General features: G+C 70.8%; 22 protein-coding genes. 10 read left to right on the top strand and 12 right to left on the bottom strand.

Translation table 11 applies throughout. From position 1 onward, the window contains the following. The first annotated feature begins 1 nt into the window (after position 1). The 3 genes from OHS57_RS04855 (at position 2) to OHS57_RS04845 (ending at position 2,404) form a co-directional block, all read left to right on the top strand. A complete protein-coding gene (locus OHS57_RS04855; protein ID WP_328581131.1) occupies positions 2 to 910 on the top strand; it encodes a hypothetical protein in 909 nt (302 codons plus the stop codon). A gap of 98 nt (positions 911 to 1,008) precedes the next feature. Further along, positions 1,009 to 1,815, top strand: coding sequence for a lysophospholipid acyltransferase family protein (locus OHS57_RS04850; protein ID WP_328581130.1), 807 nt, complete (start codon positions 1,009 to 1,011; stop codon positions 1,813 to 1,815). A 10-nt stretch (positions 1,816 to 1,825) separates the two neighbouring features. Continuing rightward, the gene (locus tag OHS57_RS04845; RefSeq protein ID WP_328581129.1) at positions 1,826 to 2,404 is read left to right on the top strand and encodes a hypothetical protein; all 579 of its coding nucleotides are present in this window, start codon (positions 1,826 to 1,828) and stop codon (positions 2,402 to 2,404) included. A gap of 100 nt (positions 2,405 to 2,504) precedes the next feature. Here the strand turns inward: OHS57_RS04845 and OHS57_RS04840 are convergent, their stop codons facing one another. From OHS57_RS04840 to OHS57_RS04830, 3 genes are all read right to left on the bottom strand, one after another. Continuing rightward, complete coding sequence (locus OHS57_RS04840) at positions 2,505 to 2,930, bottom strand: DUF3291 domain-containing protein (protein WP_041998190.1); 426 nt, start codon at positions 2,928 to 2,930, stop codon at positions 2,505 to 2,507. Positions 2,931 to 3,061: 131 nt separating this feature from the next. Next, positions 3,062 to 4,564 (bottom strand): acyl-CoA carboxylase subunit beta, encoded by a 1,503-nt coding sequence (locus OHS57_RS04835; protein WP_078864129.1) that lies wholly within the window; start codon positions 4,562 to 4,564, stop codon positions 3,062 to 3,064. A gap of 110 nt (positions 4,565 to 4,674) precedes the next feature. Continuing rightward, a complete protein-coding gene (locus OHS57_RS04830) occupies positions 4,675 to 5,034 on the bottom strand; it encodes an SCP2 sterol-binding domain-containing protein (RefSeq protein WP_328581128.1) in 360 nt (119 codons plus the stop codon). 237 nt (positions 5,035 to 5,271) lie between these two features. Between OHS57_RS04830 and OHS57_RS04825 the strand changes: the two genes are divergently transcribed. The 4 genes from OHS57_RS04825 (at position 5,272) to OHS57_RS04810 (ending at position 10,621) form a co-directional block, all read left to right on the top strand. Further along, a complete protein-coding gene (locus OHS57_RS04825) occupies positions 5,272 to 5,454 on the top strand; it encodes a hypothetical protein (RefSeq protein WP_041998192.1) in 183 nt (60 codons plus the stop codon). Then, complete coding sequence (locus OHS57_RS04820) at positions 5,451 to 7,778, top strand: TOMM precursor leader peptide-binding protein (protein WP_328581127.1); 2,328 nt, start codon at positions 5,451 to 5,453, stop codon at positions 7,776 to 7,778. The genes OHS57_RS04825 and OHS57_RS04820 overlap by 4 nt, the downstream gene beginning before the upstream one ends. Positions 7,779 to 7,808: 30 nt before the next feature. Beyond that, a complete protein-coding gene (locus OHS57_RS04815) occupies positions 7,809 to 9,356 on the top strand; it encodes a SagB family peptide dehydrogenase (protein ID WP_157874468.1) in 1,548 nt (515 codons plus the stop codon). Positions 9,357 to 9,439: 83 nt separating this feature from the next. Then, the gene (locus OHS57_RS04810) at positions 9,440 to 10,621 is read left to right on the top strand and encodes a histidine kinase (protein WP_328581126.1); all 1,182 of its coding nucleotides are present in this window, start codon (positions 9,440 to 9,442) and stop codon (positions 10,619 to 10,621) included. Here OHS57_RS04810 and OHS57_RS04805 read toward each other — a convergent pair. Further along, complete coding sequence (locus tag OHS57_RS04805; RefSeq protein WP_041998196.1) at positions 10,597 to 11,205, bottom strand: response regulator transcription factor; 609 nt, start codon at positions 11,203 to 11,205, stop codon at positions 10,597 to 10,599. The two genes, OHS57_RS04810 and OHS57_RS04805, sit on opposite strands and share 25 nt — an antisense overlap. A gap of 265 nt (positions 11,206 to 11,470) precedes the next feature. On the opposite strand from OHS57_RS04805, the gene OHS57_RS04800 reads away from it, so the two are divergent. Continuing rightward, a complete protein-coding gene (locus tag OHS57_RS04800; protein WP_041998197.1) occupies positions 11,471 to 12,286 on the top strand; it encodes an AfsR/SARP family transcriptional regulator in 816 nt (271 codons plus the stop codon). Positions 12,287 to 12,368: 82 nt separating this feature from the next. Here OHS57_RS04800 and OHS57_RS04795 read toward each other — a convergent pair whose 3' ends face one another. Further along, entirely contained in the window at positions 12,369 to 13,976 is a 1,608-nt protein-coding gene (locus OHS57_RS04795) for a multicopper oxidase family protein (protein WP_328581125.1), read from the bottom strand. Continuing rightward, entirely contained in the window at positions 13,976 to 14,455 is a 480-nt protein-coding gene (locus OHS57_RS04790) for a hypothetical protein (protein ID WP_328581124.1), read from the bottom strand. Before OHS57_RS04790 ends, OHS57_RS04795 begins: the two co-directional genes overlap by 1 nt. A 138-nt stretch (positions 14,456 to 14,593) precedes the next feature. On the opposite strand from OHS57_RS04790, the gene OHS57_RS04785 reads away from it, so the two are divergent. Both OHS57_RS04785 and OHS57_RS04780 read left to right on the top strand, forming a co-directional pair. Next, positions 14,594 to 15,601 (top strand): phosphotriesterase family protein, encoded by a 1,008-nt coding sequence (locus tag OHS57_RS04785; protein ID WP_041998202.1) that lies wholly within the window; start codon positions 14,594 to 14,596, stop codon positions 15,599 to 15,601. A gap of 195 nt (positions 15,602 to 15,796) precedes the next feature. Then, the gene (locus tag OHS57_RS04780) at positions 15,797 to 17,512 is read left to right on the top strand and encodes an MFS transporter (RefSeq protein WP_328581123.1); all 1,716 of its coding nucleotides are present in this window, start codon (positions 15,797 to 15,799) and stop codon (positions 17,510 to 17,512) included. Between the two features lie 31 nt (positions 17,513 to 17,543). Here the strand turns inward: OHS57_RS04780 and OHS57_RS04775 are convergent, their stop codons facing one another. The 6 genes from OHS57_RS04775 to OHS57_RS04750 are packed head-to-tail and all read right to left on the bottom strand — an operon-like array spanning position 17,544 to position 23,241. Beyond that, positions 17,544 to 19,154 (bottom strand): SpoIIE family protein phosphatase, encoded by a 1,611-nt coding sequence (locus OHS57_RS04775; RefSeq protein ID WP_041998204.1) that lies wholly within the window; start codon positions 19,152 to 19,154, stop codon positions 17,544 to 17,546. Continuing rightward, positions 19,151 to 20,533, bottom strand: a complete 1,383-nt coding sequence (locus tag OHS57_RS04770; RefSeq protein WP_328585002.1) for a sensor histidine kinase — start codon at positions 20,531 to 20,533, stop codon at positions 19,151 to 19,153. Before OHS57_RS04770 ends, OHS57_RS04775 begins: the two co-directional genes overlap by 4 nt. Positions 20,534 to 20,535: 2 nt before the next feature. Then, positions 20,536 to 21,603 (bottom strand): ATP-binding SpoIIE family protein phosphatase, encoded by a 1,068-nt coding sequence (locus tag OHS57_RS04765; protein WP_443043054.1) that lies wholly within the window; start codon positions 21,601 to 21,603, stop codon positions 20,536 to 20,538. Then, the gene (locus OHS57_RS04760; RefSeq protein ID WP_041998206.1) at positions 21,600 to 22,022 is read right to left on the bottom strand and encodes an anti-sigma regulatory factor; all 423 of its coding nucleotides are present in this window, start codon (positions 22,020 to 22,022) and stop codon (positions 21,600 to 21,602) included. Before OHS57_RS04760 ends, OHS57_RS04765 begins: the two co-directional genes overlap by 4 nt. Next, complete coding sequence (locus OHS57_RS04755) at positions 22,019 to 22,393, bottom strand: STAS domain-containing protein (protein ID WP_041998208.1); 375 nt, start codon at positions 22,391 to 22,393, stop codon at positions 22,019 to 22,021. Before OHS57_RS04755 ends, OHS57_RS04760 begins: the two co-directional genes overlap by 4 nt. Beyond that, complete coding sequence (locus tag OHS57_RS04750; RefSeq protein WP_041998210.1) at positions 22,390 to 23,241, bottom strand: STAS domain-containing protein; 852 nt, start codon at positions 23,239 to 23,241, stop codon at positions 22,390 to 22,392. Before OHS57_RS04750 ends, OHS57_RS04755 begins: the two co-directional genes overlap by 4 nt. Positions 23,242 to 23,310 lie beyond the last annotated feature (69 nt).

Raw genomic sequence — 23,310 nt, 5'->3', positions numbered from 1 at the left:
CATGTCGACAACGATCGAAACCACCGCTTCCCAGGAACAGCTCGCCCGGCCCGTCCACCCCTGGCTGCGCAGCCTGTTCTTCTGGCCGGTCCTCATCCACTGCCTCGCCTGCCTGGTGCCGCTCTACCTGTTCAGCTCCAGCACCGGCGACGCCTTCGCCTGGGAGACCGGATCGCCGCTGAGCGCCGCGGCGCTCGGCGCCGGCTACGCGGGCGCCTGCACGATGTTCGTCCTGACCATGCGGGAGAAGGACTGGACGAGCGCACGCGGTACCGTCTTCGCGCCGATCACCCTGCTCGTCTCGGCCCTGCTGCTCACGGTCTTCTACCGGGACGAGTTCCACTTCACCGAGGGACCCGGCCTCGCCCGCGCCTTCGCCTGGCTGTGGCTGGTCTCGCTGGCCGTCTTCCCGGTCACCGCCTTCGTCGTGTACAAGATCCACAACACCGCGCCGAAGAACCCCGACGGCCGCGGCCCGGCCCCGATGGGCGCCGACGTACGGATCCCCACCGCCGTCATGGGCGCCGTCCTGTGGGGCCTCGCCTTCGCCCTGTGGATCGCGCCCCAGGCCGTCGGCGACGCCTGGGCCTGGCAGCTCGACCCGCTGGACGCCCGGATGCTCGGCGCGTGGTTCTTCGCCTTCGGCGCCGGCGCCTGGCAGGCCCTGTGGGAGCAGGACCTGCACCGCATGCGGGCCGGTTTCCTCACCGACGTCACACTGAGCGTGCTGTCGCTGGTCGCCGTCGCCAGATACGCCGACGAGATCCGCTGGGGCAACGCCCTGACCTGGGTCTACCTCGTCGTCCTGGTCGGACTGCTGGTCGCGGGTCTGACGGGCCGCTACATGGCGCTGCCGGAGGCCGTGGAGAAGGAGCACAAGCGCCTGGCGACGGGCACGGTGCCGGCCTGAGCGAGGTCCGGCCGACACGTCGCCGGGGCCGGCCGACACCGGCCCCGGCGACCGGTCCCCGCAGCGTCCGGCGCGAGGAAGGGACGGACGAACCACCGATGGATCCCCACAAGGGAGGTTTCAAGATCCATGACGCGATCACCGTGTCGTTCAGGCAATGGGTCGCCAGGAACCACGTCGACTCGGTCGAGGGCATCGGCCACATCCCCGCCGACGGGGCGTTCATCGTCGTCTCCAACCATCTCAGCTTCTTCGACCACTACCTGCTCGAAACCGTGCTGTACGGGGCCCGCGGCCGGTACGTCTACTTCCCCGCGAAGGCCGAGCACTTCCGTAACCCCGTCAAGCGGCTGATGCGGCTCAGCGTCGGCTGCATCCCGCTGGACAGCGAACGCCCCGACCGCAACGCGCTGCGCGCGATGGGGGAGGTGCTGGCCGCGGGGAACGTGCTGTGCACCTACCCCGAGGGCACCCGCTGGACGGGCGGCGGCCTCAAGCCCTTCAACGACGGCCCGTTCTACTTCGCGGTCCGCACCGGCGTACCCGTGATACCCGTGATGATCCACGGCACCGACCTGATCCTCGCCAAGGGCGAGCTGCGGCCGCGCGCGGCCACCGCGCGGCTGGTCTTCGGCCCCGCCATCACCGCCGAACCGGCCGGCCGGCGCGGCGCGCGCATCGCCGCACTGCGCTCCCTGGCCAGGGAGCGCATGCAGGAACTGGGCGAACCCGCCGACCGGCGGGCCGCACTGCCCGACGAGGAGAACGCCCGGCACATCCTGCGCCGGGCGCGGACCGTCGCCGTACGGGCCGCGGACAGCGGCGGCGCACTGGACCCGACAGCCCGGCGCAGGATCGCCGTACTGCGCACCCTCGCGGTACGCACCGCGAGAAGAGTCCGATGAGAGGGAGACCATGCGGACGAACACCGTTATCCCCGCGGAGAGTTACCCGCCGACCTCGGCCACCGAGCGGCACGGCTCCACCCTGGTCGTCTTCGAGGGCGGCCGGCGGATCCAGTGGAGCAGACCGGGTCCCGGCCGGTGGCGGCCCACCGGCGTCTGGCCCGACCCGGCCGCCGCCGCCACCCTGGCCGACCGGCTGGAGGCCGGCGGCACCGTGCTGGTCGTCCTCAGCCGCACCGGGACGACGGTGAGCATGCTGGCGGAGGAGTTCGCCGCCGCGCCCGACTGCGTACGGAAGCTGGCGCCCGCGGCGGTGGCCCCCGGCGACGAGCCGGTCGACGTGGTCGTGCCCGTACTGGACTGGCTGCCCGAGCCGTTGCGGCGGCGCGGCCTCGAACTGCTGCGCTCCGGCGCCGAACTGGCCCGCAGCACCCCGGCCGCGCTGCTGCCGCCCCTCGTCGTCGACACACCGGACCCGGACCTGCCCCAACTGCGCTTCGCGCTGCGCACCCGGCACGACGGCATCGGCGGAAGCCGGCTCGCCGAAGTGGCGGGCCACCTCTTCGCCGCCCGGCCGCAGTTCGTCTGACGCCGCTGCCGTCCCGGGTCCCCGCGGGGCCGGGCACACGGCTGCGGGGCCCGGACGTCGTCCGTCCGGGCCCCGCACGCGCACGCTCGTAAGGATCGGGTCAGCTCTGCTTCTCCCCGGCGGCGCGCTGCGCCGTCTCCTGCTCGGCGAGCCGCCGGTCCGCCTCGTCCCAGGACGGCCGCTGCCCGGCGTCCTGCTGCCACGAGACGAACAGCGACTCACGCATCGCGGGACGCAGCTTGGCCATCACGGCGAAGTGCGGATCGGTCTTGATGTAACTCTGCAGCGCGGCCCGGTTCTCCCACGCGGACAGCGTCCAGAAGGTCTTGCGCCACGGATCGGCCCGCAGCGTCACGCCGACGGCGCCCTGCGACTGCCGCACCTGCCGCAGCACGCCGCCGGACAGGATGAAGAAGCGCGGGACGCGCACCAGGGACTTGAGTTTCAGCCGGGACGCCATCACGACGATGTCGTCACCGGACCGGCCTGCCGCCGGCCCTGACGACCAGGGGAGTGTGTGTGCCATCGGATCTCCTACTCGGCTTCGAACGTGGGGAGTTGTATCGGTCAGTCGGGTTGGATCGGCCCTGAACGGGCTCGGCACGCGGACAACGCACCGGAGTTACCCACCCGATGCGCCGTCCATCCGCGCGGCGATCACATCGGCGGATTACCGTGCTTGCGCGCGGGCACTTCGGCGTGTTTGGCCCGCAGCATCCGCAGTGACGTGATCAGCAGCTTCCTGGTGTCCTGCGGGTCGATGACATCGTCCACGAGACCGCGCTCGGCCGCGTAGTACGGATGCATCAACTCGTCCTTGTAGGAGGCGATCAGCCGCGCCCGCTCCGCCTCCGGGTCGTCGGCGGCCGCGATCTCCCTGCGGAAGACGACATTGGCGGCGCCCTCGGCCCCCATCACGGCGATCTCGTTGGTCGGCCACGCGAACGACAGGTCGGAACCGATCGAACGCGAGTCCATGACGATGTAGGCGCCGCCGTACGCCTTGCGCAGGATCAACTGGATCCGCGGCACCGTGGCGTTGCAGTACGCGTACAGCAGCTTGGCACCGTGCCGGATGATCCCGCCGTGCTCCTGGTCGACGCCCGGCAGGAAGCCCGGCACGTCGAGCAGGGTCACCAGCGGGATGTTGAAGGCGTCGCAGGTCTGGACGAACCGCGCGGCCTTCTCCGACGAGTGGATGTCCAGCACACCGGCCTGCGCCGACGGCTGGTTGCCCACCACACCGACCACCTGGCCGCCCAGCCTGACCAGGGTGCACACCACACTGCCGGCCCAGGCCGCGTGCACCTCGAAGTGCTCGCCGTGGTCGGCGATCTCCTCGATGACGGCCCTGATGTCGTAGGGCCTGGCCGGATCCTCCGGGACCAGGTCGGCCAGGGCCGTGCAGAGCCGGTCGTCCGGATCGTCGCCGACCTCCACCGGCGGCAGCTCCCGGTTGTTCTGCGGGAGCAGCGACAGCAGGTAGCGCACCTCTTCGAGGCAGGACGTCTCGTCGTCGTAGACGAAGTGCGCGACGCCCGAGGTCGCGGCGTGCGTGTCGGCGCCGCCGAGGCCGTTCTGGGTGATCTCCTCGCCCGTCACCGAACGGACCACGTCAGGGCCGGTGATGAACATCTGCGAGGTCTCCCTGACCATGAAGACGTAGTCGGTCAGGGCGGGGGAGTACGCGGCGCCGCCGGCGCACGGGCCGAGCATCACCGAGATCTGCGGCAGCACACCGGACGAGCGCGTGTTACGGCTGAAGATGCCGCCGTAGCCGGCCAGCGCCGTCACGCCCTCCTGGATCCGCGCGCCCGCGCCGTCGTTGAGGCTGACCAGCGGGGCGCCCGCGGAGTGGGCGAGGTCCATCACCTTGTGGATCTTCTGCGCGTGCGCCTCGCCGAGCGCGCCGCCGAAGATCCGGAAGTCGTGCGCGTACACGAACACCGTACGGCCGTTGACCGTGCCCCAGCCGGTGATCACACCGTCCGTGTAGGGCCGCTTCGCCTCCAGGCCGAAGCCGGTGGCACGGTGTCTGCGCAGCCCCTCTATCTCGGTGAACGAGTCCTCGTCCAGCAGGATCGCGATCCGCTCACGGGCCGTCAGTTTGCCGCGCGCGTGCTGTCGTTCGGTGGCGCGCGGGTCGGGGCCCGCGACCATCTGCTGTTTGATCCTGCGCAGTTCGGCGAGCCTGCCGCCGGCTCCGCTCAACTGGTCCGGCAGCGCCGGATCCTGGACCGTCTGCTGAGGTGTCTCCTGGGCGTGGGTGGTCACAGCGGGCTTCTCCCTAGCTGGTCGATCCAGTTCATCGCGAGAAAGATGTCGCCCTCGATCTGCAGCCTGCCCGTGGCGAAGGCGAGCGCGCCGCGCAGGTCACCCAGGGCGAGCCTGGTGAGGTCCTCCTGGCTCAGCGAGAGCGTCGCGTTGGGCGGGTGCGCGATCGTGTGCGCCGTCGAGCAGCCCTGGTCCGTCGCGATCACATAGCGGGTACGGGTGCCGACAGGGGTGTCCACGACGAAACGGAACACACCCGTCCGGCCGTGCGAGCTGGCGAGCGCCCCTCTGCAGCACCAGTCGAGGAGCTGGTCGAGAGTACGTTCAACTTCCGTTATCCGGGCGGCGGCCACCATGGGTCTTCCCTCCGTGTGGTTCCTTCCGGCCATCTGGCCTGCCGACCATGGCGCGCCGGACTGGCCGCCCGGTGGATGGCCGGTGGACGCGGCGGCTCGCCGGGAAACCGGTGCTACCCGGGGGCTATGAATTCCTCATATGCGGTGGGTGAGGCCGGCACTGTGACCGCCGCCGCCGATCCCGCATGCTGATGAATGTCCGCAACGGAAAGCACCGCCGAGTCAGGAGCCCATCCCATGTTGACGAGCCACAGCACTCTCGCCACGCAGGACAGCCACTCGACGAGCACGCACCAGGACCACCTCAACTCCTACCTCCCCCAGGACGAGCCGATGGAGCTCGTCATCGAGGAGCTGACCGCCTCGTCGGCGGCGCCCGCCCTGTACACCCTGTGCTACGCGAACAACTCCGCTTCATGAGAGATTCGTTGATCGGATTCCGGCGCCACCTCCGTGCGGAGGTGGTGCCGGACGACGCGACGTACCTGATCTCCGAACGCGGAGTCACCGCCCTCAGGGCGCCCCATCTGGAAACGGTCGCCCCGCTGCTGGACGGCAGCCGCGACCTCGCCGCACTGGTGCGGGACGCCCCGCAGCCGCTGTCGGCGGCCCGGCTGCTGTCCCTCATCGAGCAGCTCGCCGACGCGGGATTCATCGAGTTCCGCGAGCACGGTGACACTCACACCGACACCACCGACGCCGTGGGTCACACCGACACCACCGACATCGCCGCCGCCGACCACAGCGCCGAGGCGTACTGGGAACTCGCGGGCCTCGACGGGACGCCCGCCCGCGCCAGGTCCGCCTCGGCCGTGGTCGAACTGCGCACCACCGGCAAGCTGTCCCACCCCGCCGCCGCCCGCGCCCTGCGCGCCTCCGGTCTGACCGTCGCCGAAGGCGGCGCGCCGGACGCCGCGCTGACCGTGGTCGTCTGCGACGACTACCTCACCCCCGAGCTGGGCGAGATCGACGCGGAACACCGGCGCAGCGGCCGGCCGTGGCTGCTCGCCAAACCCACCGGCGCCACCGTCTGGGTGGGTCCGGTCTTCCGGCCCGGCGCCGGGCCCTGCTGGTCCTGTCTCGCCCAGCCGGTGCGGCTGCACCGCGCGGTGGAGTCCCAGGTGCGCGCCGCGCTCGGACTGCAGGGCCCCATGCCCAGGCCGCTCGCCGGACTGCCGTGCACCCGGGTCGCCGGTCTGCAGATCGCCGGTCTTGAGGCGGCCAAGTTCCTGGCCGGACACCAGCACACCGACCAGGACCGGGTGCTGACCTTCGACACCCTCACCCTCGAATCACGCCACCACCGGTTGCGCCACCGCCCGCAGTGCCCCGAGTGCGGCGACCCGGGCCTGGTCGCCCGGCAGGCCGGACGGCCCGTCGTACCGCGCACGCGGCGCAAGATCGCGGCCAGTGGCGGCCACCGCTCCCGCACCGCCCAACAGACCCTGGACTCGTTCGGCCACCTGGTGAGCCCGGTCACCGGAGTCGTCGCCGACATCAGCCGGGTGGAGAGCGGCCCCGCCTTCCTCAACAGCTTCAGCTCGGGCCCGAACCCGGCCGGCTACGCCAACGGGCTCGCCGCACTCACCAGCGGGCTGCGCCAGGTCAACGGCGGCAAGGGCACCACCCCGCTGGAGGCGGAGGTCAGCGCGCTGTGCGAGTCGGTCGAGCGCTACTCCGGCTGTGTGCACGGCGACGAGGCCAGGATCAGCGCGCGCTACACCGACCTCGGCGAGCGCGCCGTACATCCGGACACCTGCCAGCTGTACGATCCCGCGCAGTTCGCCGGACGCACCGAATGGAACGCCGCACACTCCGGATTCCAGTACGTCCCGGCTCCGTTCGAGGAGGACGCGACGATCGACTGGACCCCGGTCTGGTCGCTCACCGAAGGCCGCCACAAGCTGCTGCCGACCGCGCTGCTCTACTTCGCCACCTCGGCGGAGCGGCTGAACCCGGTGCGGGGGCGCCGGTTCGCGCACGCCGACTCGAACGGGAACGCGGCGGGCAGCAGCCTGGAGGACGCCGTCCTGCAAGGCTTCCTGGAGCTGGTCGAGCGGGACGCGGTGGCGCTGTGGTGGTACAACCGCACCCGGCAGCCCGCCGTCGACCTCGACACGGCCGCTGACCCGTGGACCGACGAACTGCGGCAGGTGCACCGGTCGTTGGGGCGCGAGGTGTGGGCGCTCGACCTGACGTCCGACTTCGGCATCCCCGTCTTCGTCGCCCTGTCACGCCGTACCGACAAGCCCGCCGAGGACATCGTCTTCGGCTTCGGCGCCCACTTCGACGCGCGGATCGCGCTGCGCCGCTCGCTGACCGAGCTGAACCAGCTGCTGCCCGCCGCGCTCGGTGCGAAGCCCGACGGCAGCGGATACACACTGACCGACCCGGAACCGCTGGACTGGTGGCGCAACGCCACCCTGGACAGCGACCCCTATCTGCGCCCCGCGCCAGAACCCGCCCGGCGGCTGACGGACTTCGCCCGCCCGCGCGGCGACGACCTGCTCGACGACATCAACGCCGTCACCGAGCTGGTGCGCGAGCGCGGTCTCGAACTGCTGGTGCTCGACCAGACCAGGCCCGATGTGGGACTGCCCGTCGTCAAGGTCCTGGTCCCCGGGCTGCGTTCGTTCTGGGCCAGGTTCGCGGCCGGCAGGCTGTACGACGTACCCGTCGCGCTGGGCCGGCTGGCCGCGCCCACGGCCCGCTCCGCCCTCAATCCACGTCCCCTCTTCGTCTGACCGCCACTCGTGTCCACCCGGGAGCCCACCGTGCAGCAGTCAGCCAGCCTGGAACACGCCTCTCCGCAGGCGACCACACCCCTGTGGTCCCTGCGTGAGGATGTGCGGGTCGAGGCCGCCGAGGACGGCGAAACGGTGGAGCTGCACGGCCGTTGGGCCGATCTGCGGATCAGGAGGCCCGGGCCGGCGCTGATCGAGACCCTGCGCCGGATGAGTCTCGGTCCGGTCAGCCTCGACAACATCCCGGCCGACCAGGGCGCCCAGCGCTCCTGGCGCGCGGTGCTGCTCGGCCTGCAGCACCTCGTCGTACGCTCGCTCGCCTTCGCCGGCAGCGGGCAGCCGGTGCTCTCCGTCGTACCGCTGTCCCGGGCAGCCCGGTTCGCCCCTGAACCGCCGCCAGCCGACCGGGCGCTGAAGCTCTCCCGGTTCGCCGTGCTGCGCCGGGAGGGCGACATGTTCCTGCTGGAGTCGCCCCTCTCGCTGCACCGGGTGCTGCTGCACAAGGCCGAGGCGCAATGGGTCGTCGCCGCGCTCGGCCGGCCCGCCGACGTCGCGACGGTGGAGGCGGGGCTGCCGCTGGCCGAAGGGGTGGTGGTGGAGATCCTGGGCTATCTCATCGGCACCGGCATGGCCCTGGTGGCGCGATCGGCGGACGGGGGGTTCGACGAGGACGAGGACGCGGCCCTGCGGACCTGGTCGGCGCACGACATGCTCTTCCACACCCGGTCCGTGATGGGGCGCACCGACGGCGACTTCGGCGCCACCTTCGCCCACGCGGGCAGCATCGCGCCGCAGCCCGCGGTCAAGAGCCGCCCGCGCGGCAAGGTCGTCGCGCTGCCCCGGCCGGAACTCGGCACGATCGCCGCCCGGGACGCCCCGTTCACCGAAGTGCTCGAAGGCCGCAGATCACGGCGTACCTACGGGGCACCGGCCCTGCGGCTGAGCACCCTCGGCGAGTTCCTGTTCCGCACGGCCCGGGTCCGCTCGACCGGCATGTCGGGGGCGGGGGAGACCAGCTACCAGGTCACCGACCGGCCGTATCCCACCGGCGGCGCCGCCTACGACCTGGAGCTGTATCTCACCGTGCGGGACTGCGAGGGGCTGGTGGACGGCATCCACTACTACGACCCGCACGAGCACGCCCTGGTGCTGGTCAACGACGATCCGGCGGCGGCGGGGGAGATGGCGGCAGGCGCCATGGCCGCCGCCCCGCTGTCCGGGCCGCCGCCGGTGCTCATCACGCTGACCTCGCGGTTCCAGCGGCTGTCGTGGAAGTACAGCGGCCTCGCCTACTCGTTGGTACTCAAGCACACCGGGGCGCTGCTGCAGACCTTCTACCTGGTGGGTGCCGCGATGGGGCTCGCCACCTGCGCGGTGTGCAGTGAGGACATCGCGGTGTGCGCCGGCGCACTGGGTCTCGACTGGCGGACGGAGTCGCCGGTGGGTTCGTTCGTCCTCGGCCCCCGCCCGGAGCAGCCGCAGGAGGGCGCCGACCAGCCACGGACTGCTGAGGTGTTCCGAACGAGCCTGTCCGAAAAGGCTGTTGACCGTCCGCAGGGGGCGCCGCCGGTCGAATGAGAGTTCAAGGAACGCACCAACGCCGTCCCGTGCGCCCTACTATGGGGGTGTAGCTGTGTGCCTCAACGGGGGGACGTGTGGGGATGCCGCGACGATTTCTGCGGTCCGGTAGAGAACAGACCGAAGTTCTGCCGCCGCGACTGGCCTTCACGATCGTGCTGTTGGTCCTCTCCGGCTTCGTACTCATCGCCGTGCTCAACGTGCTGGACACCGACCCGAGCGCGCTGCTCATGGCGGGCTGTCTCTTCTGCGCCGTCACGCTGTTCGCGATCCAGGCCGTGCACAGCTCCCCGGACGCACAGCGCTTCCGGGACCGGTTCGGGGCCTGGACCCTGGGCGCCCAGACGCTGCTGACCTATGTCCCCATGGTGTTCTTCGGTGCCACCTGGGGCGGCATGGGCGGCTTCCTCGCGGGATCGTGTCTGCTGATCGTCGCGGCGCCTGTCTGCTGGCTGGCCTTCGGTGTCGTGGTGAGCACGGCCGGCGTCTCCGCCGGACTGAGCGGGGTCCACTGGGTCGACACCTCCTACCTCGTGGTCTCCACCGTGCTCACGGGGCTCATCGTCTACGGTCTGACCCGGCTGGCGAACCTGGTGGCCGAGGTGCACCAGGCCCGCGAGGAGCTGGCGTACATGGCGGTGGCCGAGGAGCGGTTACGGTTCGCCAGGGACCTGCACGACCTGCTCGGGTTCGGGCTCTCCGCGATCACCCTCAAGAGTGAACTGACGGTGCGTCTGCTCGCCACCCGTCCCGAGCGGGCCCGCGAGGAACTTGTCGGCATCCTGCAGATATCCCGGCAGGCGCTCGCCGATGTGCGTGCCGTCGCCACCGGTTACCGCGACATGTCACTGACGGCGGAGGCCGCTTCGGCCGAAGAGGTGCTGACCGTCGCCGAGATCGGCGCCCGCATCGACCTGGACTGCGGTCCGCTGCCCGCGGCGACCAGCACCGTGCTCGCCACGGTCATCCGTGAGGGCGTCACCAACGTCCTGCGGCACAGCAAGGCGCAGAACTGCCACATCGAGGCCCGGCAGGTGACCGGCAAGGACGGCCGGTCCCTGATCCGGCTCACCCTCGCCAACGACGGCGCCGACGAGTCGAGAAGGACAGGCCCCTCCAACGGCAGCGGTCTGGGCAACCTGCGGGTGCGCGCCGAGAAGATCGGCGGCCGGCTGACCTCGCACGTCGACGCGGACGGCTGGTACCGGCTGGTGGTGGAAGTGCCGCGGGTCGAAGCGCGTCAGGTCAGCCAGCCGTTGTCCTGAGCGATCCTGATCGCGTCGACGCGGTTACGCGCGTTGAGTTTCGTGACGGCACTGGTCAGGTAGTTGCGTACCGTCCCTATCGACAGGAACAGCCGGCCGGCGATCTCCATCGCCTCGGCGCCGTCCGCCGCGAGCCGCATCACCTCGATCTCCCTGCGGGTCAGCGGATTCTCCAGCACCTCCCAGGCCGCCAGCGCGAGCTGCGGGTCGATGACCCGCACCCCGGCCGCCACCTTGCGTACCGCGTCCGCCAGTTGGTCCGGCGGCGCGTCCTTCAGCAGGAAGCCCGACACCCGCACGGCGAGCGCCCGCCGGAACGTGCCGGGACGGCCCAGGCTGGTCAGTATCAGCGCCCGGCAGCTCGGCAGCGCCGTACGGAGCAGATCGGCGGCGCTGAGCCCGTCCAGGCCCGGCAGGTCGATGTCGATGATCGCGACATCCGGCCGGAACTCCAGCGCGGTGGGTACGAGTTGGTCCCCGGCCGCGAGCTGGGCCACGACTTCGAAGTCCGGCTCCATCTCCAGCAGCGCCACCAGTGCACCGCGCACCATGTGCATGTCTTCGGCTATGACGATACGGATCAAAAGCCCCCCATTTCGAACGAACAGCCCATCACATGGACGCAGCAGACGTTCAACTCCCCGAGGAATGCTAGACGAACGACGTCCGGCGGACCGCTACGACGGGCCGAGCGGAATGTGAACTTCTCATACTCCGGGGCTGAGGGGATCACGGACGACCGGGGATCTCCGCACTGTTGGCGCCGTACGCCCGCATGGGACCTTCAAGACAGTGCGGATCCCGATCCGCGCACCTCGTACCATCCCTTCGGAGCAGTATGGAGACCAGATGGAGATCACCCTGCTGGGATCTCTCAACGCACAGGAGGACGGCTCCCCGATACTCCCGTCGGCCGCGAAGACGCGACAGATCCTCGCTCTCCTCGCCCTGCACGCCAACCAGGTGGTCCCCGTCTCGATGCTCATGGAAGAGCTGTGGGAGTACTCACCGCCCAGGACCGCTTCGGCGACGCTGCAGACGTACATCCTGCGGCTGCGCCGGCTGATCGACGCGTCCGTCAGGGGACGCTGCGACGCCAAGGAGATCCTGGTCTACAAGCACGACGGCTACCGGCTCAACGTGCCGCGGGGCAGTGTGGACGCGATGGAGTACGACCGGCTCGCCGCCGAGGGGCAGCGCGTCTTCGAGTCCGGCGACGACGCGGCCGCGGTGCGGATCTTCCGTGAGAGCCTGCAACTGTGGAGCGGACCGGCGCTCGCCGACATCCGGCCCGGGGCGCTGCTGGAGATCGAACGGGTCCGTCTGGAGGAGAGCAGGCTCGGTGTGCTGGAGCGCCGCGTCGACGCCGAACTGTCCCTCGGGCGCCACTCGGAGCTGCTGACCGAGCTGACCGTCCTCACCGCCCGCAACCCTCTGCACGAGGGCCTGCACGCACAGCGCATGATCGCCCTCTACCGGTCGGGACGGCCTTCGGAAGCCCTGGGGGTCTTCATGAAGCTGCGCGGCCGGCTCGTGGAGGATCTGGGTCTCGACCCCTCCCCGCGGCTCCAGCGCCTCCAGCGCGCGATCCTCGGGGGAGACGTGGACCTCGACCAGACCTACCGGGGGCCGGGACGCCGGGTCCTCGACATGTACGCCGCTTGAGCCTCCCGCGCCACGAAGCCGGTGCCGGACCCGCACGCAGGGGTCCGGCACCGGCTTTCGCGAGTGCGAGCGGGAGGGTGTGTCAGACGACCTCGAAGTTGGCCATCATCGCCATGTCCTCGTGCTCCAGGTTGTGGCAGTGCAGCATGTACCGGCCGCGCTGGCCCGTGAACCTGGCCAGGACGTCCACCACTTCGTACGGCCTGACGTCGACCGTGTCCTTCCAGCCCGCGTCGCTCGCCAGCGGGTCGCCGTTGCCCCGCGCGACCACCTGGAAGTGGGCCAGATGGAGATGGACCGGATGGTGGAAGTCGCTGCTGAAGCGCCAGCGTTCGACCGTGCCGAGCCGCGGTGACGCCAGCACCTTCGCATGGTCGAAGGGGGCTCCGTTGACGGTCCACATCCGACTGCCGCCGCCCTGCGTCAGCCGGAAGTCGAATCTGCGCTCAGCGACCGCCTGGGCCGCCCGCAGTGTCTCGAACTCCGCCAGCCGCCCGGGGATCCGGCTGGTCTCCTTCTCGCGCCTGCTGACCCTGAACCGCATCACCCGCCGAGTGCCGCCGCTGCCCAGGGTGTTGACCAGCTCGACGGTGGAGCCGTGCGGATACGCGGCGAAGTCGATCAGCACGTCGAAGCGCTCACCCGGCGCGACGGGCAGCTCGTCATGGCGCAGCGGCGCCGCCAACAGGCCGCTGTCGCTGCCGATCTGGACGAACCCTGAGCCCGTACGGGGACCCGGCTCCAGCGCGAAGCGGTAGCGGCGCGCGTTCGACACGTTGACGATCCGGAACCGGTGGAGGGTGTCCGACACCTCCAACTCGGGCCAGGCGGCGCCGTTGACGAGAACCACATCGCCCGTCACCCCTTCCATGTACGCCTCTTCGACGCCCGGCCGGCCGGTCAGCGAGGGGTCGAGCGACGGGTAGCGGAACGCCCCGTCCTCCTCGAAGGCACGGTCGCAGATCATCAGCGGGATGTCCTTCTCGCCCCGGGGCAGCGGCAACGCGTCCTCGGTGTCGTCGTGGACGAGGAACATCCCGGCGAGCCCGCGCCAGACCTGCGGCGCGCTGAAGTCCATCCGGTGGTCGTGGTACCAGAGCGTGGCAGCCGGCTGGTCGAGGGGATACGTGTACGTCTTGGCGCCCGACGTCAGCGTCCACCCCGCAGCCCCGCCCTTCGCCGTCCCGGGCATCCCGGGCATCCCCGGCATGGCGTGTGCCGGCCCGGCCGGCGGATGGCGGTAGCCGGGCGGCAGGACCAGGTCCATCGGATAGCCGTCGGACGAGGCGGCCTGCACCCCGCCGTGCAGATGCGTCGAGGTCGGCACCGGCAGGCTGTTGCGGATCCGCACGGTGGTGGTGCGGCCCGAGCGGCCGACGAGTGTGCTGCCGGGGAACGTGCCGTCGTACCCCCAGACCTCGGTACGCAGCCCCGGCAGGATCTCCATCTCGCCCCGCCGCTGCACGAGTTCGTAGTGGTCGCTGCCGTCCTTGGCGCGCTGTGCCCGTGCCGTGACCGGCACCGGCAGCGGCACCCGGAAGGGCCGGGGGAGCGGGGCCGCGCTGGTCAGCTGTTCCCCCGACACGTCGCCCCGGTCGGCGCCGCAGCCGGTGGCACCGAGGCCGGCGGCGCCGATCCCGGCGACGGCGGCGCCCTTGACGAGCGTCCGCCGGTCGATCCGTGCGCGCATCACGACGCGTTCCGCGGCCGGCCGGGCCGGTAGGCGAACACCCAGTACCCCAGCGCCGTCGTACCGGCGACCAGGGCGACACCGAGCGGGATGTGCACGGCGAGATTCCGCGAGTAGCCGAAGCCGCTCTGTGCCTCCACGAGCCCGGCCACCAGCAGTGTCACACCGATCGGCCACACCGGTCCGCCGCCGGGCCGCCACAGTGTGACGGCGGCGGCCACCAGGATCCAGCTCACGGCGGAGATGAAGGTGGCGTTGAGGGCGTGCAGGTCCAGCAGATCGGTGTCACCGGTGACGAACTGTCCGGCCAGGACCGGCTGGATCAGCATCAGCAGTGTCAGCGCGCACACCAGGGTGCGCAGCACCACCAGCGGCCAGCGCTTGGCGGCTCGCGCGGGACCGGGTCTCCCGGCGGGGGTCTCGTCCGGTTCTTCGCCGGGTCCTTCTTCGGGCGGCAGTGTTTCGAGCGACTGGGTCATCTGCATCACTCCGGGTCGGTGGCGTCGTGCAGTCTCGCAGCGCCGACTGGACCGCCGGTAGCGCCCATTGACCGCGCGACGGGCTGCCTCTACGGTCACTACCGCGCACCACACGGGCGACGCGGGAGGGGCCGGGCGATGGCGTACGGAGACACCCCCGCGACACCGGACACCGTGCCCACCGTGCGCGGCCCCGTGCCGGCCGGTGAGCTCGGCAGGGTGCTGATGCACGAGCACATCTTCGTGCTCAGCCCCGAGTTCGCCGACAACTACCCGGAGCACCAGGGGTTCCAGGAGTCCGAAGAGGTGCCGCGCGCCGTCCGGCGGCTCACGGAACTCGCCGCCGCCGGAATCTCCACCATCGTCGACCCCACCGTCATCGGACTCGGCCGGTACATCCCGCGGATCCAGCGGGTGGCCGAACAGGTCGGCATCAACATCGTCGTCGCCACGGGGCTCTACACCTACAACGACGTCCCGCACTATCTGAGCATGCGCGGCCCCGGCACACCGCTCGGCGGCGACGACCCCCTGGTGGACCTGTTCGTCGCCGACATCACCGAAGGCATCGCCCACACCGGGGTCAGGGCCGGGGTGCTCAAATGCGCCACCGACGAGCCCGGTGTGACCCCCGGTGTGGAACGGGTGCTGCGGGCCGTCGCACGGGCGCACCGCGCCACCGGTGTGCCGATCCTGACCCACACCCACGCGGGGACCCGGCGCGGCATCGAGCAGCAGGACCTGTTCGCCGCCGAGGGGGTCGACCTCACCCGCGTCGTCATCGGACACTGCGGCGACAGCGCCGACCTGGACTATCTGACGGCCATCGCCGACCGGGGCTCACTGCTCGGGATGGACCGGTTCGGTCTGGACTCGCTCCTGCCCTTCGAACGGCGGGTCGCCACGGTGGCCGCGCTGTGCGAGCGCGGTTACGCCGACCGGATCGTGCTGTCCCACGACGCGTCCTGCTACATCGACTGGTTCCCGATGCGGGAGCTGCCCGGACTGCTGCCCAACTGGCACTATCTGCACCTCACCCGCGATGTGCTGCCCGCGCTGCGGGCGCGCGGCGTGTCCGAGAGCGAGATCGCCACGATGCTGGTCGACAACCCGCGCCGGATCCTGCGCGGGCGCGGCGGCTACTGAACGGCCACCGATCCGCCACCAGCCGCCGTCGAGCCCTGAGCCGCCCCGGCGGCGCCCCGGCGTCCGGTCAAATTCCCCCTGCACGCATCTAGGCCGTACCGACCAGTCGGTACTAGCCTCTGGTCGTTCCCGGAGCGGCCACCGGCGCATCAAGCGCGGTCGGACGCCTTGCTCCCGGTACCCCGAGGAGGCCGTATGTCCACCCATCCGCCGCAGGCTGCCGACATGGGGAACGGACCCACCACCGACGCCGGCACGCCCGGTATCGGTGCCCGGCTCTGGCGCCGGGACCTGGCGCACTATCCCGACCCGGCACGCCGCTACGGCTATCTCGCGATCGTCGTCGTGACCACCGTCGTCCTCTACTACATGCTGTACGTGCAGTACGCGGTGGCCACCTCGATCATCACCAACTACCACATGTCGTACACCTACTTCGTGTGGGTGTCCGTCATCGGCAACGCCGTCGGCGCCTTCACCTCCCTCATCGCCGGCTTCGCCGACCGCTGGGGACGGGCGAACCTCGTTGTCTACGGACTGCTCGTGGCCGGGCTGCTGTTGCTGCTCGGACTACCCAACTCGCCCAACGAGACGGCCTATCTGATCCTCTTCGCGGCCGTCGGCTTCGTCGAGGGCATCGTCCTGGTCGCGACCCCCGCACTGATCCGCGACTTCTCGCCGCAGCTCGGCAGGGCGACCGCCATGGGGTACTGGACGATGGGTCCCGTCCTCGGCAGTCTCGTCGTCACCGTGGTCACCAGCAGCACACTCGACTCGTCGACCTGGCAGGACGAGCTGCGCTACTCCGGCATCGCCGGGCTGATCATGTTCGTGATCGCCCTGCTCGGGCTGCGGGAGCTGTCCCCCGGCATGCGGGACCAGGTCATGGTCAGCCTGCACGACCGTAAACTGGTCGAGGCCCGCGCCGAACGAGCCGCGCCCGTACGGGAGTCACAACAGACCTGGCGGCAGATGCTCCATCTCGACGTGGTGGGCTCCGCCATCGCCATCAGCCTCTTCCTGCTGCTGTACTTCGCCGCCGTCGGCAACTTCGTCGTCTACTTCTCGGCCAACTTCGGCTACAGCCAGCAGCGCACCAACGGACTGGCCAACTGGTACTGGGGTGCCAACGCCATCGCCCTCGTGGTGGCCGGGCTGCTCTCCGACCTCGTCAAGGTGCGCAAACCGTTCATGCTGGTCGGCGGGTTGGGCTCGATCGCCGTCACGTCCACGTTCGCCGTCCTCGCGACGCATCCGCACACCGGCTACTACACCTTCGCCGTGCTGTTCATCGGGATCGGGGCGCTCTCCGGCATCGCCTACGCGCCGTGGATGGCGAGCTTCACCGAGACCGTGGAGCGCCGCAACCCGGCCGCCACCGCCACCGGACTCGCCGTGTGGGGCTGGATCATCCGGATCGTGGTCGCGGTCTCCTCGGCCTTCGTCCCGATCGTGGTGACCTCGGCGTCCCCGCTGGTCGAACACGGTACGGAGGTGGCGACCGCGCAGGCACAGGCGGCGCCCGCGCTGGCCGTCGTCGACGCGCACCCCGAGATCTTCGCCCAACTCGCCAAGTACCCGCCGACGGCGATCCCCCCGGCGCTGGCACAACAGGCCGCCCGAGAGGTGGGACCCGCCGACCTGGCGCTCGTACAGAAGGCGCAGCCGCAGCTGAAGATCCTTCGCGAGCACGGTCCCGAGGTGCGGAAGGCGGTGGCCGACGGACCTGGTCAGTGGCAGACCTGGTGGTGGGTGACCGTCGGCGGCCAGATCGTCTTCATCCCGTTCATCTTCGTGATGGCGGGACGCTGGAGCCCGAAGAAGGCGCGCGAGGACGCCGAGCGGCACCGCGGATACGTCGACAGCGAGGTCAGTGCGCTCGCCGACGAAGGCGCCCGGCCGACCAGTTGATCCGGCCAGTTGATCCGGCCGGTTGATCCGGTCAGTTGAGCCGGACGGTGAGCAGGGCGATGTCGTCGTCCTTCTCCTCGCCGAACCTCTCCAGCAGCGAGTCGCACAGCGCTTCGAGCTCCTGCGGACCCGTCGCGGCCGCGGCACTCAACTCGTCGAGACTGTCGTCGATGTTGGTGCTGCGGACCTCGACGAGCCCGTCGGTGATGAGGACGATCCGGGTGCCCGGCGCCGTGTCGACCACCGTGGCCGCCGGGTGCGGCAGCCCCAGCCCCAGCAACGGGCCGTGCTCGTGGACGAATTCGGCCCCGCCGCCGGGAAGGAGCAGCAGCGGCGGAATGTGCCCCGCGTTGGAGATGTGGAGCCTGCGGCCACCGGGCTCGACCAGGATCAGACACATCGTCACGGTGAGCCCCGGCTGTGACTGCGCCAGCAGTGTCTCCAGCCGTTCGTTGATGTGGTGCGGGGAGTGGCCCTCCAGCGCGTAGGCGCGCATCCCGTGCCGCACCTCACCCATCACGGCCGCCGCCGCCATGGAGTGCCCCGCCACGTCACCGATGGCGAGCAGCAGCCCGTCGGAGGTCTCCAGCGCCTCGTAGAAGTCACCGCCGATCTCCGCGTGCCGGGACGCCGGCAGATAGCGGAACGCCAGATCGACCCCGGGCACCGCGGGCAGCCGGTCCGGCAGGAAGGTGCGCTGGAGTGTGAGGGCGAAGGAGTGTTCCTCGTTGTAGGTGCGCAGCGCCTCCAGCGACAGGGCGCAGGCATGGGCCAGTTGCTGGAACAGCTCCTGGTCGTCGTTGCCGCCCACGGCGGCGGCCGGTACGGCGAAGCAGACCGGCGGCCGGCCGCGCTTGGTGCGCGCCACCGCCAGGATCACGTCCTCGTCGAGCTGGTCGCCCGGCAGCAGTGTCTTCCACACGGCCCGTGGCAGCCGGGCGATCTCCGCGCCGGTGCCGGTGCCGAGCGTGTGTCCGGCCAGCCGGTTCAGCAGCTCGGGGGTGGACGGCGTGGAGCGCGGCGCCTGGCCGGGCCCGGTGATGGAGCTGTGCACCGCCTGGCCCTGCGGGGTCAGGAAGACCGCGCTGACGGCGCACGACATCAGGGACGCGGCCCCGCCCGTCGCCGCCGCGGCGAAGGAGTGGAAGCCGATCGCCCGGTACACGTCGAGGGTGGTGCGGTTGAGCAGGGTCAGCCGCGCCGCGAGCCGTTCGGCCCTGCGGCGGGCGCGCGCGTAGCGCAGGGTCGCCGTGACGGTCGCCAGGAACTCGGCGGGATCGATGGGCTGGTTGAGATACGCGTCCGCCCCGCGGTGCAGCCCCTCGGCGTGGTCCTCGGGGGTGAGGGCGGCCGCCGAGATATGGATCACCGGCAGCGCCGCGGTGTACGGGTCCGCCTTGATGTGTTCGCAGACCTCGAACCCGGTCATGTCCGGGAGCCGTACGTCGACGACGGCGACCTCGGGCCGCGGCTCCAGGCCCGGCGCGAGCAGCGCGAGGCCCTGTGTCCCGTCGTGCGCCTCGATCACCGTGTGCCCGCCCCGCCTGAGCCAGCTGCTGAGGACGTAGCGGTTCGACTCGTCGTCGTCGATCACCAGAACGGTGGCTGGGGCACTGTCGAGCAGCGCCGCGTCGTCGGTCACCGGTCGGCCTCCTGTGCGTGTGTCGTCCCCGGGGACGGGTTGGGCAGCCGGACCACGATGCGGGTACCGGTCCCGGGCCTGCTGGTCAGCCGGAGCGTGCCGCCGAGCAGCTCGGTGAGGGTGCGGGCGTACGGCAGCCCGAGTCCTGTGCCCTGTCGTCCTCGTTGGTGTGCCCCGGGCACCTGGTAGAACTCCTCGAAGACCCGCTTGAGTTCGTGCGCGGGAATGCCGACGCCGGTGTCGCTGACGGTGAAGATCAGCCAGGGCCCGGCGGAGTCGGCTTCGACGTCCAGCCGTACCTCGCCGCTGTCGGTGAACTTCAGCGCGTTGGACAGCAGATTGCGCAGCACCCGGGTCAGCAGCACCTCGTCGGTGACCACGACGGGCAGGGTCTTCGGCTCGGGTGTCACGAACGTGACGTCGTCGGTGGGGAACATACTGCGCAGCACACCGCCGAGCTGCCCCACCAGCGTCCGCAGGTCGACCGGTTCGAGGTGCGGCTCCAGCTGCCCCGACTCGGCCTTGGCCACGTCCAGCAGATCACCGACCAGCGCGAGCAGGGTGTTCCCCGACGAGGCGATGAGCGCGATCCGGTGTTTCTGCTCGTCGTCCAGATACGCCGAGTCCGGGGCCAGCAGCAGCTGGGACAGGGCCACGACGGCGTTGACCGGGGTCTTCAGCTCATGGCTGATGTTGGTCCAGAACCGGGTCTTCGCCTCACTGGTCTCCCGCAACTGCCGCGACTTGTCCTCCAGTTCGCTGTGCAGGGCCACCACACCGCTGTTGGTCTCCTCCAGCTCCTGGGAGAGTTCGGTGTACAGCGCCAGCACACCTTTGTTGGTCTCTTCCAGCTCCTCGTTGAGCCGGCGCAGCTCCTCCCGCTGGGCGCGGGTCTCCTCCAGCGTGGCGATCAGGTCGCGGGTCTGGGCGCGCAGATCCTCGGCGAGCGTGGTGTGGTCCGTCCGGCGCAGCGCCTCGCTCACCCGGCGGTGTGCCTCGTGCGGGGCGAGGGCGACGGCGGGCTGCTCCACCACGATCCGGCTGCGCGGGTCGCCCGGCTCGTGCCGGAGCCTGGGCACCAGCCGGGTCGCCAGCTCCAGCGACTCGGTGCTGGGCGGCGGACCGCTGTTCCAGGCGAGCGTCACGAGCAGGGTGGGCGGCGCCTCGCCGGCCAGCGCGAAGGTCACCGTCAGCGCCGCGCAGCCCAGCCGGTCCCGGCCCAGCTCGCTGAGCGCCGTCGCGAGCCGCACCTGGTCCTGGGCGTCGAGGCCGAGCGCCTCGGCCGCCGACTGCCCGCTGCGGCGCAGCGCGAAGACGTCCTGCGCCGACGCGAGGTCGAAAGCGAGGAGATGTCCGGCGCCGGCGCCGGCGCCGGCCACCTTCACCAGGCTCCCTTGACAACCACGATCCCGGCGTCGTCGCGCCGTACGGCCGCCTCGCGCAGCAACTGCCCCGCGATCACGGCGGGGGTGTGCTGCAGCAGTCCCGGCAGGGCGTCCATGGTCCAGCGCTCGGTCAGTCCGTCCGAGTGCATCACGAGCGCACCGCCCGGCACCAGCGGCTGCTCGAAGGTGCGCAGGGTGCGCATCTGCTGGCCGACGATGCCCGGCGCCGACATCAGCCCGGCCCTGGCCGTCGGAGTGATGACGTAGCCGCTGACGTTCCCGACACCGCAGTACAGCAGGCGCCCCGCCGACGGCTCGACCCGGGCGACCGCCACCGCGCCGCCCCGTGTGCCGCGCAGCGCCGTATGGATGTCGCGCAGGACGGCGTCGGGCAGCCGGGCACTGCTCTGCCGGAAGGCGGTGACCGCCGTGTCACCCGCCAGGGCAGCGAGCGGGCCGTGCCCGAGCCCGTCGCACATCATCACCAGCAGCGCGGGCGCCGCTTCGGCGTCGGCGCCGGGTTCGACCCGTACCGCCCACGCGTCGCCGCAGCTGGTCTCGCCGCTGATGGGACGGGTCACACCGGCGGCCACCGACGTGTCGACCACGGCCGTCTCCGACGCCCGTACGCTGTCCGACGCGTTGCGCGACCAGAACTGCGCGCTCATCACCGTGCCACGACCGGGGATCGAGTGGATGTCGAAGGTGTCGGCGAGCCGCGCCACGGCACCGAGTCCGATGCCGAGCGTGCCCCGTGAGGAGGTCCCGTCGGCGAACGCGCCGGCCACGTCGCGCATACCGGGCCCCATGTCCACGGTCAGGAACTCCACCGCGGCCTCGTTCGCCGTACGCAACACCCGCAGCAGCAGCGATCCGTCGACGGCGTGCAGGTGGAGGTTGGTCGCCGCTTCCGTGACGGCGAGTGCCACCTCCGAGGCGCGATGGCTGTTCAGCCCGATCCGCCGCGCCAGGGTGGCGGCGGCGCCGCGCGCCGAGGCGGGCATGGTCGGGCTGTCGCGGAACCAGGCGACATCCTCGCAGTCGAGCACGCCGAGGGCGGTCACCTCGACCACTTGACCACGGTGACGGTCGTGCCGTTCCCCGCCTCGGTCTTCAGGTCGAACTCGTCCACCAGCCTGCGCGCCCCGCTCAGCCCGAGCCCGAGACCCGAGCCCGACGTCCAGCCGTCGGTCATCGCCAGCTCGATGTCCGGGATCCCGGGACCGTCGTCGCTGAAGATCGCGGCCACCCCGACCCGGGTGTCCTTGCGGACAAGACCCGCGGTGAGCAGCCCGCCACCGCCGTACACCAGGGTGTTGCGGGCGAGTTCGCTGGCCGCCGTGATGAACTTCGTCTGGTCGACGAGTGAGAGCTTGCACTGCTGGGCCAGTGTCCTGGCGAGCTGGCGCACCCGGACGACGTCGTCGTTCTTCACGATGGGGTGTGTCTGCGGTGCCTCCCCGGCGGCCCAGGGCGTGATCATGCCGGATCCGTGCGGCTGTCGGATCGCCGCAGCAGGGCCAGGCCCTTCTCCAGGTCGAGTGCGGTACGCACACCGCCCAGCGACAGACCCAGCTCCACGAGCGTGATGGCGACGGCCGGGCGCATGCCGACCACCACCGTCTCCGCGTCGAGCATGCGGGATATGGCCGCGATCGTGGCCAGCATGCGGCCCACGAACGAGTCGACGATCTCGACGGCCGTGATGTCGATGACGACACCGCGCGCCGATCTGGCCACGATCTGTGCCGCCAGGTCCTCCTGCAGGTTCAGGACGGTCTGGTCCTCCAGGTCCACCTGGATGGAGACCAGCAGGACGTCACCGATCCGCAGGACGGGAACGCGCTCGGTCACCGCAGCACATCCTTGCGGGCGACCAGATCCACACCGGACTTGCGCAGCGCCAGCTTCAGCGCGTCGGCCAGGCTCGCCTTCGTCACGATGTCGCCGAACTCGATGCCCAGCGCCACGATGGTCTGGGCGATCTGCGGCCGGATCCCGGACACCGTGCACTCGGCGCCCATCAACCGCGCGGCGACGATGGTCTTCAGCAGGTGCTGGGCGACCTGGGTGTCCACGGCGGGGACCCCGGTGATGTCGATGATCGCCTGCTCGGAGCCGGTGTCCACCAGCGCCTGCAGCAGCTTCTCCATCACCACCTGGGTACGGGCGGAGTCGAGGGTGCCGACCAGCGGTACGGCGATCACGCCGTCCCAGAGCTTCACCACGGGCGTGGACAGCTCCATGAGCTGGTCCGCCTGGGAGCTGATGATCTCCTCGCGGGCCCGGGTGTACGTCTCGATGGTGAACAGGCTCAGTTCGTCCACCAGCCGGCTCAGTTCCAGGTACGCCTGGATGTCGGCGGCCGAACCGTCACGCAGGACCGGCTCGACGACCTGCTTCAGCGCGAGCACGCTGACCGCTGTCTCGGTCGGCGTGAAGCCCTGGCGTGCCCGGTTCCGCGACAACTCGGTCAGCAGCGCCCTGACTTCGGACATCGCCTCACCGTGGGCGTCGGGGCCGCCGGCCCGCAGTGCCTCGACCAGCGCCGTGAACAGCTCGCGCAGCTCCTGGTCGACCTCGGCCCTGCTGATGCGGCCGCCCAGGGAATCCGAGACGCGCTCGACCCAGCCGGTCGCCACCTGCTGCGCGTCGGCCGAGAGGAGCTTCACCAGCCCGGCTCCGGCATCCTGCTTCGCCATCACGGTGCTCCTTAACATCCTAAAAAGATGCGGTCAGACAATCTTTGGGAAGCCTACGGCATGGAGCCG

The organism is Streptomyces sp. NBC_00370 (assembly GCF_036084755.1).
Classification (GTDB): Bacteria; Actinomycetota; Actinomycetes; order Streptomycetales; family Streptomycetaceae; genus Streptomyces.
The sequence above is the reverse complement of the archived record's forward strand: the minus strand, read 5'-3'. Positions and strand labels throughout refer to the sequence as shown.